Origin of the sequence: Bacillus sp. MUM 116 (genome assembly GCF_001866655.1) — a bacterium.
Classification (GTDB): Bacteria; Bacillota; Bacilli; order Bacillales; family Cytobacillaceae; genus Neobacillus.
Genome location: NZ_MLYR01000008.1, coordinates 33,065 through 45,704, shown reverse-complemented (window position 1 = coordinate 45,704; position 12,640 = coordinate 33,065). Strand labels below are relative to the sequence as shown.

The window sequence follows — 12,640 nt, the reverse complement described above, 5'->3', positions numbered from 1 at the left end:
CTGGACCTATTCAAATATGAATCAACCTATCGACATAAAAGTCTATTTTCCAACGCTTAAATCTTGGTATTATTCTTGCAATTAAATTAGTGAGCGAAAATGACTAGTAGGAGGTTCATTATGTATCAACCAAAAGATTCAGCAAAGTCACCACGATTTTGTGGTGTCCGCACGTTTATGAGATTAGAACAAATCAGAACAACAGATGATGTTGATTTTGTAGTGGTAGGTGTTCCTTTTGATACAGCCGCTTCATACCGAACCGGCCAACGTAACGGCCCGCAGCACATTCGTAATTTTTCGGTGCTGCTAAGGCCTTACAATCCTGACATGGATATTAATATATTTGATTACTGTTCTGGTGTTGACTATGGCGATGTAGATGTGATTCCGGGTAATATCCATCGTACTTATGACAATATGGTGGAAGAATTAACACCGATCGTTGAGAAAGGAATTATTCCGATTATTATGGGTGGAGACCATTCGATAACGCTTGGGAGTTTAAGAGCTTTCTACAATCAATATGGACCAATTGCACTCGTCCATTTTGATTCACATGGAGATACGTGGGACAACTATTACGGTGAAAAATATATGCATGGAACACCGTTCCGCCGTGCTGTTGAGGAAGGTCTTTTAGATGTTGATCACTCCATACAAGTAGGCATGAGGGGCCCTCTTTATAGCATTAATGATATTGAAGATGCTAGGGATTTAGGGTTTGAGGTTATTCCTATGAGGGAGGTACGGCAAATCGGATTTAATGAAGTCATGAAACGTATTCATGAGCGCGTCGGTGACCGTCCTGTTTTTGTTACTTACGATATCGACTTTGTCGACCCGGCTTATGCTCCCGGAACTGGGACCCCGGAAGTTGGAGGACCGACAAGCTTTGAAGCGTTAGAATACGTAAGGGGTCTTGATGGCCTTAATATCGTTGGATTTGATCTAGTAGAAGTATTGCCTTCCTATGACAGCAATGAAATCACAGCAGTACTCGCTTCTTCTGTTATGTTTGAAATGATTACGCTTACGGCGTTAAAGAAAAAGAGGAAGCTTCTTACTAAAGACACAGTTGTTCAAGGTAAAGAAGTAAACATACAGGACAGTAAATATTAAATCGAATAAAGGAGGCTTTTATAATGAAAAAGGTAAATATCGCATTAGCACAACTCATTTGTGAAGACGGGAGGCCAGAGAACAATCTTGCTCGTTTGGATCATATCGTCGATCAATATGGTCATTCTCACGATCTCATTTTGTTTCCCGAGACATTTATCATGGGATTTCCTTCTCCGGTAGGATTTCCTTTTCCAGAGGATTGCCGGGCATTAGCCGAGCAGTTAAATGGACCTATTGTTAAACATTTAGAACGTAAAGCGAAGGAAGCTAATACTTCCATTGTTGTTGGTTTATACGAAAAAGAGGGAGAAAATATTTATAACACAACGGTTCTTGTAGGTCCGACAGGATTATTGCTTTCTTATCGTAAAACCCATTTGTGGGGAGAGGAATCTGAGGGAGTTAAAGCCGGAAATTGTTTTCGGAGCTGCAGCTGGCAAGGAACAAAAGTTGGGCTGCTTATTTGTTACGATATAGAATTTCCGGAAACAGCACGTGCAGTTGCCAGTATGGGAGCCGAGCTATTGTTGGTGACAGATGGAAATTGGGACGGTTCCGTACACCGAGTTGCCGTTCAAGCCAGAGCACATGAGAATCAAATATTTGTCGCTTTGGTAAATCGACTTGGACAGCTAGGGGAAACGACGTTTTGTGGAGAGAGCGTTGTAGTTGATCCATTTGGTCGGATCATTGCTGAAGCAGGACGTGAAGAGGAAGTATTATCCGTATCGATTGACTTGTCGCTTGTTCAGGAGAGTAGACAACAGTATGACTATCTGAAAGAGCGAAGGGTGATATTTACTACTCCTTCAAAGGAAATTGAAAAGGGAATTTGGGAAATTAAGATCTAATTATTTGAACCGAATTCGCTGGACTATAAATCCTAGAAAATTTAGCGTGAAGGATTAGTTGCCGAATTAGAAAGATATTGGAATAAGAATGGCCGCGATGTAGCGTTTAAACAAGGGGGATTGATTAATTGGATTCGAATTCACCAACTCTTAAAAATTTATATACCTTTTAAATCTTACGAAAATGTTTAGGCAGCCCCCGCCAGAGCTTGCTTTTGAAGAGGCTCAATCATAGAAGAGTAACCAAATAGATATGGAACAATGGAAATGAGTTCCTGCTCTTAAACCAGTTAAAGAACTGAAAGAAGCTGTCAAATTAAGTAACTAATTAAAAACGGCTAAGGAAGCTTTTTTACTTCCTTAGCCGTTTATTATTTTGAAGAATTAATTATTATCTTTATTTTTAGAAAACAGCCTTGTCTTAACTCCAATAAAAGTAAAATGATTTTTTTGATAATTTTGTGAGATATTGTTGATATCTCTCGATGTCGATTTTATACTGAATAAAAAAATGCCATAGCGGGTCGTAAATTAGGTGAAATAAATAATGCAACATGAGGGGCTATTTGAATGAATGAAAAAAAAGTGATCATACTTTTGGTCATGGTTTGGCTTCTTACATCGGGTTTTTCGGCTGCAGAAGCATCCTCCTCCAAAAATAAATACGATGAAATCTATGAAAAATATAGTAACAGTGCAAACACTTTTTCCAGTAAATCGATTCCATTCACAGAAGAAGAAAGGAAGTATCTTGTTGAAGTCAGGAAAAAAGGGTTGAAAGTTCCTATTAATCTTGATTCCATGGGGGGATTCTATGAATTTAAAAATAATGGAAATGAATATGGGGTAAATAAACTCTTTTACTCCGCACTTGAAAAAGTGTTAGGGATAAAACTATCTTATGTTACAGTGAGCAGTTCAGAGGATGTTTTCAATAAAATATCAAATGGCTCATTGGATTTGTCACCAATAATCCAAAGGGGTACAGCAGTTTATCCTGATATTTTGCTTAGCGCACCCATTAGCATCAATATGAATTTCATATTTTATTCGAATGATAAAAAAATAACGGATGATACACTTGGGTACACACTTACAGGGAAAAAAATTGGAATACTAAATATGAAAGACGATAACAGTCATCCGCTAAATACCTTTAGCGACATAAAATATTATCCATACAAAAATCTTTCTGTTGCCTATGATGCATTAAAGAATAATAAGATTGATTTTATTTACTCAAACGTTGGGAATTATAGAAGTTTAATTGATCGTGGTCTCTTGGCGCTTCCGGTTCCTAATTCCCGGACCTATGATACCTATAGAATATTTACTAGCAGCTCCAATCCTCTATTACTATCGATATTGAACAAAACGATTACCGTCGCAATTGGTCCAATCGTTACAGAATATGATAAAGAATTGCAGAAAGCATATTTGTACGATCATTTCTTCATGACAGAAAAGGAAAAGGAGTTTATACGTTCAATTGGTAAAGTCCGTGTTATGGTGGATGACAATTTTGCTCCCTTATCCTTTTATGATAATGCTAAAGGTAAATATTCAGGAGCTAGTGTCGAACTCTTTGAAAACATAGCACACCTCATTGGGTTAAACTATAGCTTCATACGCGATGAAAACCTTAGTTGGTCCGATAAGGTTAATAAAGTGAAAAAGAAAGATATTGACCTCCTGTTCCCAATTAGCATGACACAAACCAGACAAAAATTCGGTCTCTTTTCACAACCTTATGTTTCCACACTGTATTCTGTGATTGCAAAAACAGACAACTCAAAAAAGATGAAATACGTGCAAGAACTTCTTCATAAAAAAGTAGGCATAGTGAAGGGAACATCCATAACAGATTTTATTGAGACAATCATTCCCAAAGAACAAATTACATATTTTGATAGTGATAGTAAAATGTATTTCGGACTAAAAAAAGGAGATATTGACTATATCATTCAAAATGAAGATGTCTTTTTGGAAGATTTTTATAAAAATGAGCTTTTTGATTTGACTTCTGTTTATCGTATTAAAGAGTCACCTAAATATTATTGTTATTTTTTTAAACAGACCCGTGACATGGATACCTTAGTAAGCATAATGAATCGAGCTATGAATTATTTTGATACAAATGAAATTGTTGACAAGTATAAAGTTGGTGAAAGTGAACTTAGGAACAGATATATTACACAAAAGAAACATCGGAATCTAATAACTTTCATTTTGCTGATTGTCCTGCTCGTTTTATCACTATTTGTATTCGGGTTTATTCGAACCAAAAAGGTTTCAAAAAAACTCAAAAAGGAAGTAGCGATAAACGAAATGGCCTATTTGCAATCGCAAATAAAACCTCACTTTTTATATAATGCCCTAAGCGCGATTATGGCCTTTTGCTATACCGATTCGGAAAAAGCGGGGGAATTATTGAGCAGTCTCAGCAAATACCTAAGAATCGTTTTTAATACCGATAACCGTGGCGAGCTGGTGACGTTGCAAAGAGAGATTGAACTGGTGAAATCTTATGTGGATATTGAGCAGGCCAGATATGGTGAGAGGCTTCAAACTATTTTCGAAATAGATGAAACTTGTTTACAGCATAGGATTATGCCATTGATGATACAGCCTTTAGTAGAGAATGCAATCCGGCATGGGGTTGTAAAAAAAACGCAGGGGGGCACGGTAAAGCTTACCGTCCAGCCAAAAGGCGAATCGATAAAAGTCACTGTTACAGACAATGGCGTCGGGATGTCGGAACAAAAAATTAAAGAAATTTTGTCTGGAAAAGAAACTGTTTTTGGAGTAGGCCTTGCCAACATCAATCAAAGGCTGCAACATATTGCAGATATGAAACTGACCATAGAAAGCAGAGAAGAACATGGTACAATCATCACTTTATATTTACCGTTTAAGAAAAACACTTGATAAAATAACGGGAGGAGGAAATTTCTCTTGCCAAAGCTGATTGCGATCACCATTGATGATGAACTTCCAAACCATATTTTACTTAAACGAGTCATTGATCAAAATGGCCAATTAGAAGTGGTCAAGCAATTTACCCATCCTGAAACGGCTCTTGAAAAAATTTGTGAAATTAAACCCGATGTTGCGTTTGTAGATATTGAAATGCCAGACATGAATGGATTAGAATTGGCAGAAAAGATTTTGGCGATTCATGGGAAAACGCATATCATTTTTGTCACAGCTTACAGCCAGTATGCGATAGAAGCCTTTAAAGTTAATGCTTTAGATTATATTTTAAAGCCTGTTGATGCGAATGAAATAAACCGAGTGGTTCGTAAAATCATGAACCGCACGAGTCAGCAAAGGCCTGAATCCACAAATGAGGATCAAGAAATCATACGTAATGGAAGAATTCTTTGTATGGGGGAATTTGAAGTCTACGGGAAACACTCAAATCAAAAGGTGCGCTGGATGACATCAAAGGTAGAGGAGCTTTTGGCTTATCTTGTCATTCACCTTGGGAAAACCATAGACAAGTGGAAGCTCTGTGATTTACTTTGGCCCAACTTGGACCCTGATAGGGCGAAAACCAATCTCCATACCTCCATTTACCGCTTAAAGAAAACAATTGCTCATGAGCAGGTGCCGCTGCAGATCAAAAGCAATAGTAACGGCTACTGGGTGGAGCTGGAGGAATGTCTCTTGGATTATCATGAATTTGTAAGATTATCAACCGATTTATTAATGAGCAACCAACATCCTCATAGCGAAAAAGAAGTATCGTTGCTTATGAAAGCTGAATCCTACTACCGTGGCGAGCTTTTTGAAAATAAAGCTTATCTTTGGAGTGCTGCTCACAGTGAAAGCACCAACCAAAAGTATATTCGACTGGCATATCGGCTAATCGATTATTTTGATAAAAACCAATCCATTGAACAAGAATTGGAATACCTGAATAAGCTATTGCGCTTTTTCCCCTATGAGGAAAAGGCCTGTACCATGGCAATGGACATCTACGAAAAACGTAAAGACAAGTCAGCCCTCATCAGACAATATCAGCAGCATAGCCAGTATCTTATGAAAGAAATGGGGTGCACCCCCTCTTTAAAGGTTGAAATGCACTATCAGAAATTAATAAAAATTCTTTAAGGACCAAAAGCGATTTGAAAGGGAGCTATTTCCGATTCAAATCGCTTTTTTCTATGATTAAATAGTTGTTTTCAGAATTGTTTCTAATGTCAGAAATATGTCAGAATGATGATTTAACATAAATTATGTTATAAAAAATTTGAGGAGGATCAAGAGAATGAAAAGACACTTTTCAATGATTCTGGCAATTATTGTAGTACTTAGTAGTGGAACGATTGGTTATGTGTTCGGCACGTCTAAACAGAATTCAACACATGTACAGGCAGCAGTGGAACAACCACAAAAAACACCAAGTGTTGAAGGTCCTACAGGAGATGGACTCAACAATATACTGACTGTAGCTGTTGCATGGAAGCAAACCGCTGCAGAGTATAAAGCGCTCTATCACCAATCTTTTAATATGGCCCGAATGCAAGTCAATCTTGCCCTTGCCAAACACAAGGCGGGCGATAAACCGTTAGCGGTCATCACGGATATTGATGATACAATTCTTAGCCCGGTCAATTATTGGGGACATCTTATTAACAATAATAAAGACTTCTTCGACGATGCAATCTGGGACAAGTGGATTCCAACGTATAACATGGCCGCCACTGCGGGGGCTCTAGATTTCTTTAATTACTGTAAGAAAAAAGGTGTAGAGGTATTCTATGTCTCGAGCCGTGACCAAGGACCAAAAACCTACACATACGCAGAGACACAACTAAAGAAACTTAGATTTCCTTATGTCGATAATAAGCATCTGACAATTCTCAGAGACACATCAAACAAGGAACCCCGCCAAAACGAAATAGCTCAAAATTATAATGTAATCTCCTATCTGGGTGATAACTTGAACGATTTCCGCCGAATTTATTACGTTGCAGACATTGACAAGCGTGCCAAGTTGATGGAACAGGATAAAGATCTCTTTGGAACTAAGTTTATTCTCATGCCAAATCCAACTGACGGACATTGGGTACGCGCCATATTTGGTGAATCGGAGCCTGCAGCAACCGATACTAACCGCGTAATTTGGAAGGAGGCAGCTACTCGTTCCGCTTGGAAACAAAAGTAAAATTGGATTTACATGTATTGGGAGAGCTGTTGCCTACATGGATTTAAAATGGACAGTGGATAAGTACAAAGGAAGGAATCGTTAACTCATACGGTCAGTTTCTTTTCCAGGAGGCTGCTATGAAACACGAGTAGAAACGAACTTTTATAATTAGTTCGGTTTTCGTGGAAAAACATTATCAGTAGCATACAAAAAGGCGTATTAATTAACATATCTGTAATGCTTTTTTGATGATACTTCTAGTCAAAGTAAAAACCACTTAGGATAATCCAAGTGGTTTTTATTTGTTAATTAAATAGGAGTTGGTACTAGGGAACGGTTCCCTCGTCCCATCACTTCATCAAGGTGGGACAAGGCTCCTGACCCGCCGTCCCTAAATTTGAACAGGAACTTGAATTTCGAATGTAATTTCATTTGGTTTATCCGTGATTGTAATATCGACGTGCATAATTTGCAATGCATCGCCGGTTATGTGATATCCGGTTTCATCAAGATATTTCAATATCTTACTCAAACTTTCGCTTCGATTCCATAATAATTCCCCATTATAACGAATACACGCAAATAACCCGGCAGGAACCGTCATTTGACACCGTTTTGGTATTTTTTCTTTATCTTTTGCCACTACAAAAACAGTAGATGGTTCTTCAAACCGTTTCGCTCGAAGATCTGCTTCCTGGACGATAATGCCTAGTCTATTACTAGCCAGAATTGGTGTTTTCTCGGTGAGCATATTCTCTAACCTTATTACACCATAACTGAGTTCCAAATTATTATTTATTTTTTCATTTAAGGTAATTAACTTCCTTTTTCCTATTTCACGGAAAAACACCGTTTGAAGTTCTTTTTCTTTCGCTACATGCTCCAAGTATTCAATTTTCCCCCGAATATTTTCCTCCAGGTCACGTAACTCGCTCATTTTTGACACAAGTTCCGTATGCTTCGCTTTCAAAATATCCAAGGACTTATTAAAATTACGTTCATTAAAATAATCCTTTATTTCGTCTGTACTCATCCCAAGTTGCCGCAACTCTTTAATGGTCCCTAAAACTTCATATTGAAAAATAGAATAGTAGCGATACCCCGAATCGGGATCAACATATTGAGGTTTGAATAGGTCAATCCGATCATAGTGGCGTAAGGTCTCCGTCGTTACCCCTCGTAGCCTCGCCATTTCACCAATGGTTAATTTTTCCTTTATTTTCAATGAAATCACCTCCCCTAAAAATTATAATACACCTATTTACCTTTGTGTAACAACAAGGTTTACAATAAGGATACGAAATCTTCTAAATCATCTAAGAATTAAAATTATTAACACGGAGGGAGTTGAGTTATGAAACAGAAAGCGCTTGCAAAAACGCTCACTTTGTCACAGGTTGTTTTTTTAGGAATTGCATGGAATAACCCCATGGTGTTTTTTAATACCTATGGAATTGCTGCCGTTACCTCAAAAGGTGTCATTACTGCTGCATACCTTATTGCTTTTCTAGCAATACTTTTTACAGCTCTCAGCTATGGCAAGATGGCGAAAGCGTACCCGGTCTCAGGTTCAGCCTATACCTTTACGCAAAAATCTATTAATTCTGAGGTAGGGTTCATTGTCGGTTGGTCGATTATGCTTGATTATTTGTTAACACCTATGGTTACTTGCTTGATGTCGATTGTCTTTTTAAGTGCGGTATTTCCTGGAATCCCGCATTATGTATGGGTGATTGTGTTGACTGCCAGCATCGTATCTCCGAGTATACTAGGTGTGGAGATATCAGCAATAACTAGTAAAATTTTTGTTGTTGCTCAAGTCATTTTTGTTTGCCTTTTCTGGATATTAACCTTCAAAAGTTTATCAGAAGGAGTAGGGACGGGTAGTCTTTTCTCAATTAAGCCATTGTTTAATGCAGATGTTTCCTTGTCCAATATTTTGACAGGTGCTACCATTCTTTGTTTTAGTTTTCTTGGTTTTGACTCACTAACCACGTTATCAGAGGAAACAATCAATCCCGAAAAAACGATTCCAAGAGCCATTATTATCATGCTATTGTTTATCGGAGTTTTGTATATTGGATCTTCTTACTTAGCACAATTGGTGAATCCGGGCATTTCATTCAAACATGCTGATTCTGCAGCCCTTGAAATAGCAGTGCTTGTCGGAGGAAATTTATTTAAATCCATGTTTATTACAGCAGTGATTATTGGTAATTTCTCTTCAGGAATCGCTTCAATCACAAGCGCTTCTCGAGTGTTATATGCGATGGGACGAGATTCCGTATTACCCAAAAAAATATTTGGATATATTCATCCTAAATATAAAACACCGTCACTTGGCATCTTTGTGATTGGCGGAGTTTCTTTACTTGCAATTCTATTAACCCTAGAACAAGTTATTAAGTTTATCAATTTTGGAGCGTTAATAGCCTTTACATCGGTAAACTTGTCTGTTATCGCCCATTATTTTATCAGAAATCGCAAGCGTTCTTTTATGGATTGCATTCGGTATCTATTATTTCCACTCATTGGCGCAGCTTTTACGATGTGGTTATGGTCACATTTGGAAATGGATTCGTTGATTCTTGGGGGCATCTGGTTGACATGCGGCTTGATTTACCTTGTCTATATGACGAAATGGTTCCGCAAACCACTCCCTGAGTTTCATTTTGATAAAGAAATGATTCCAGAAAATGACCAAGACATTGATTCAGAGGTTATCTCTCAACAGGCAAGATAAAAATAACATATTGGAGGTTTGTCAAAATGTTGAAGTTGAAAATGTTTATTAATGGTGAATGGATGGATTCGTTAAGCGGAGAGAAGAGTCATGCTGTGAATCCCGCAAACGATAAAATCATGGCTGAGGCTCCGAAGGGAAGTAGAGAAGAAGCCCAAATGGCGATTAATGCAGCACGAACAGCTTTTGACTCCGGAATTTGGTCAGACTTACCGGCATCTGAACGTGCATCCTACTTATTTAAAATAGCGGATAAGATTGAAGAAAGGGCAGCCGAGCTTAGCAAACTTGAAACAGAGAATACGGGGAAACCCCTTAAAGAATCTGAGTTTGATATTGCTGATACGGTGGATTGCTTTCGATACTATGCTGGGTTAGTGACAAAGCCAAATGGTCAAACGTATTCTGTTGCCGATCCTGTGCAAGCCATGGTTATTCGGGAACCTGTCGGTGTATGCGGACTTATCGCTGCATGGAATTTTCCATTGTTGACGGGAGCTTGGAAAATAGCCCCTGCGCTTGCTGCGGGAAATACGCTTGTATTTAAACCAGCTGAAATCACTCCGGTCACCACTTACAAATTATTTGAGATCATGGAAGAAGTGGGGATACCAGCTGGTGTTGCAAACCTAGTTTTGGGAGGTGGTTCAACAGTAGGAAATGAAATAGCGGAAAGTCAAAAGGTGGATCTGATTTCTTTTACAGGTAGTACAGCAACTGGTAGAAGCATCATGAATTCAGCAACAGGAAATATTAAAAACATTTCACTCGAACTAGGCGGCAAGTCACCAAATATTGTTTTCGCTGACGCAGATTTTGAGACAGCCATCGATTATGCATTGAATGGAATTTTTACCAATGCCGGCCAAGTATGTAATGCGGGATCCCGTTTACTATTAGAAGAGAGCATTCATGATAAGTTCATTGCTAGATTGGTAGAAAGAGCGAAAAAGATTCAGGTTGGGCTTGGGGATGATTCGTCTACAGAGATGGGGCCGCTTGTAAGTGAAGGCCATATGAAGAACATCCTTGAATATATTCAAATTGGCTTAGACGAAGGGGCTACATTAGCTTGCGGGGGCAACCGTATCACAAGTAACGGGCTTGAAAATGGTTATTTCATTGAGCCAACAATATTTGTTGACACCAAACCTGACATGAGAATTGTTCAAGAAGAAATTTTTGGACCAGTCCTTGTCGTTCAAAAGTTTAAAGATGAGGCGGAAGCCATCCAGCTGGCAAATGATACTTCATACGGGCTTGCAGCAGGTGTTTTTTCACAAGATGGCGCCAAAGCTTTGAGGGTTATTAAAAAAGTAAGAGCCGGAATTACCTATGTTAATGCTTATAACCTCGCCTATAATGAAGCACCGTGGGGAGGTTACAAACAGAGCGGGATTGGCCGCGGGTTAGGAACCTTTGGTTTGGATACGTTTACTGAGGTAAAACAAATCAATATTAATTTAGATGTTAAGCCAACTGAATGGTTTAGCAATTAAGTAAAAATACAAACTTTAAATTTGGAATATTCTAAAAATAAAGGAGGATATTAATTATGTTATGGGATTTTCATTTTAATCTGCCTACTTCTATAGAGTTTGGGAATGGGAAAGTAAAGAATATTGGGAAAAGGGCTAAAGAATTAGGTGGAAATAAAGCCCTCATTATTACAGATAAAGGACTTGCACAAACAGGGATTTTGGAAAAAATCACACAGTCTTTAGATCAAGAAGGTGTCAATTATATTGTTTATGATGAAATATCACCTAATCCAAAAGATGTAGATTGCGAGAGTGCTTATCAAAAGTTTAAAAATGAGAACATTGATCTTTTAATTGGTCTAGGCGGCGGAAGTTCAATGGATACAGCCAAAGCAATTGGGACACTTTTAACACATGGAGGAGAGTTAAGAGAACGCTACGGTGTAAATTTACTGGAACGGGAAATCCCACCACTAATTTGTATTCCGACAACTTCAGGTACCGGTAGTGAAGTTACAAGAGGTTCTGTCATTACCGATACCGTGACGAAACAAAAGGAGGCGATACTAGATTTGAAAATCGCTCCTAAACTTGCACTTGTCGATCCTGAATTGACGTTAACATTACCTAAATCGATTACAGCAGCTACAGGAATGGATGCACTCACACATGCAATCGAGGCTTATACCTGCAAAGTTGCTCAACCACTTTCAGATGCTTTGGGACTATATGCTATTGAATTAATAGCAAAGTACCTTCCATTAGCAGTGGAAAATGGTCTCGATTTAGAGGCTAGGAAAAATATGCTTTTGGGCAGTTTAGTTGCCGGTATTGCCTTTGATAACACGGATCTTGGGGCTGTACATGCGATGGCCGAACCACTTGGAGGGCTCTATGATACTCCGCATGGAGTGGCGAATTCTATTTTTCTTCCACATGTATTTGAATATAATATTCCTTCAAATCCAGAAAAGCACGCCTCGGTAGCAATCAAACTTGGGGCAAATCCTGAAGGAAAAACAATTGAAGAAACAGCTTATGAAGGTGTTGTGTTGTTAAAAGAGCTGGCAAAAAAAATCGGCATTCCTAGCTTTCGAGATTTAGGCAATGTAAATCCCGAGGACTTCCCTTTCCTTGCGGAAGGAGCCTTTAAACATTTGTGTACTCAGGCAAATTCAAGAGATTTGACGAAAGAAGACTATCTGAACTTATTTCAAAAGACTTATGAGGTGAAAACCACAACTTTAATTGAAAATTAATTGGGTAAAAAGTATAAAAGTAGATT

At 38.3% G+C, this 12,640-nt stretch carries 9 protein-coding genes; 8 read left to right on the top strand and 1 reads right to left on the bottom strand.

All coding sequences use genetic code 11. The annotated features are described in order from the left end of the window. Nucleotides 1-120 precede the first annotated feature (120 nt). The 5 genes from speB (at nt 121) to BIV60_RS02215 (ending at nt 7,149) form a co-directional block, all read left to right on the top strand. Complete coding sequence (speB, locus tag BIV60_RS02235; RefSeq protein WP_071354121.1) at nt 121-1,122, top strand: agmatinase; 1,002 nt, start codon at nt 121-123, stop codon at nt 1,120-1,122. A gap of 23 nt (nt 1,123-1,145) precedes the next feature. Next, on the top strand, nt 1,146-1,976 hold the full coding sequence (locus BIV60_RS02230; protein WP_071354120.1) for a carbon-nitrogen hydrolase family protein: 831 nt from the start codon (nt 1,146-1,148) through the stop codon (nt 1,974-1,976). A 570-nt stretch (nt 1,977-2,546) separates the two neighbouring features. Next, a complete protein-coding gene (locus BIV60_RS02225; RefSeq protein WP_071354119.1) occupies nt 2,547-4,904 on the top strand; it encodes a histidine kinase in 2,358 nt (785 codons plus the stop codon). A 27-nt stretch (nt 4,905-4,931) separates the two neighbouring features. Then, nucleotides 4,932-6,092, top strand: a complete 1,161-nt coding sequence (locus BIV60_RS02220; protein WP_071354118.1) for a response regulator — start codon at nt 4,932-4,934, stop codon at nt 6,090-6,092. 157 nt (nt 6,093-6,249) lie between these two features. After that, nucleotides 6,250-7,149 (top strand): 5'-nucleotidase, lipoprotein e(P4) family, encoded by a 900-nt coding sequence (locus BIV60_RS02215; protein WP_218145916.1) that lies wholly within the window; start codon nt 6,250-6,252, stop codon nt 7,147-7,149. A 373-nt stretch (nt 7,150-7,522) separates the two neighbouring features. Here BIV60_RS02215 and BIV60_RS02210 read toward each other — a convergent pair whose 3' ends face one another. Further along, nucleotides 7,523-8,356, bottom strand: coding sequence for a MerR family transcriptional regulator (locus tag BIV60_RS02210; protein WP_218145914.1), 834 nt, complete (start codon nt 8,354-8,356; stop codon nt 7,523-7,525). A 129-nt stretch (nt 8,357-8,485) separates the two neighbouring features. Here BIV60_RS02210 and BIV60_RS02205 point away from each other — a divergent pair, with 129 nt between their 5' ends. From BIV60_RS02205 to BIV60_RS02195, 3 genes are read left to right on the top strand one after another with little or no spacing between them, the layout of a single operon-like run. Beyond that, nucleotides 8,486-9,874 (top strand): APC family permease, encoded by a 1,389-nt coding sequence (locus BIV60_RS02205; RefSeq protein WP_071354117.1) that lies wholly within the window; start codon nt 8,486-8,488, stop codon nt 9,872-9,874. A 26-nt stretch (nt 9,875-9,900) separates the two neighbouring features. Next, the gene (locus BIV60_RS02200; RefSeq protein ID WP_071354116.1) at nt 9,901-11,373 is read left to right on the top strand and encodes an aldehyde dehydrogenase family protein; all 1,473 of its coding nucleotides are present in this window, start codon (nt 9,901-9,903) and stop codon (nt 11,371-11,373) included. Between the two features lie 56 nt (nt 11,374-11,429). Further along, nucleotides 11,430-12,614, top strand: a complete 1,185-nt coding sequence (locus BIV60_RS02195) for an iron-containing alcohol dehydrogenase (protein ID WP_071354115.1) — start codon at nt 11,430-11,432, stop codon at nt 12,612-12,614. Nucleotides 12,615-12,640 lie beyond the last annotated feature (26 nt).

Excerpts from the sequence above, each read along its gene's own strand:
- BIV60_RS02215 (WP_218145916.1), top strand. The coding sequence starts at position 6,250 with ATGAAAAGACACTTTTCAATGATTCTGGCAATTATTGTAGTACTTAGT.
- speB (WP_071354121.1), top strand. The coding sequence starts at position 121 with ATGTATCAACCAAAAGATTCAGCAAAGTCACCACGATTTTGTGGTGTC.
- BIV60_RS02200 (WP_071354116.1), top strand. The coding sequence starts at position 9,901 with ATGTTGAAGTTGAAAATGTTTATTAATGGTGAATGGATGGATTCGTTA.
- BIV60_RS02195 (WP_071354115.1), top strand. The coding sequence starts at position 11,430 with ATGTTATGGGATTTTCATTTTAATCTGCCTACTTCTATAGAGTTTGGG.
- BIV60_RS02225 (WP_071354119.1), top strand. The coding sequence starts at position 2,547 with ATGAATGAAAAAAAAGTGATCATACTTTTGGTCATGGTTTGGCTTCTT.
- BIV60_RS02205 (WP_071354117.1), top strand. The coding sequence starts at position 8,486 with ATGAAACAGAAAGCGCTTGCAAAAACGCTCACTTTGTCACAGGTTGTT.
- BIV60_RS02230 (WP_071354120.1), top strand. The coding sequence starts at position 1,146 with ATGAAAAAGGTAAATATCGCATTAGCACAACTCATTTGTGAAGACGGG.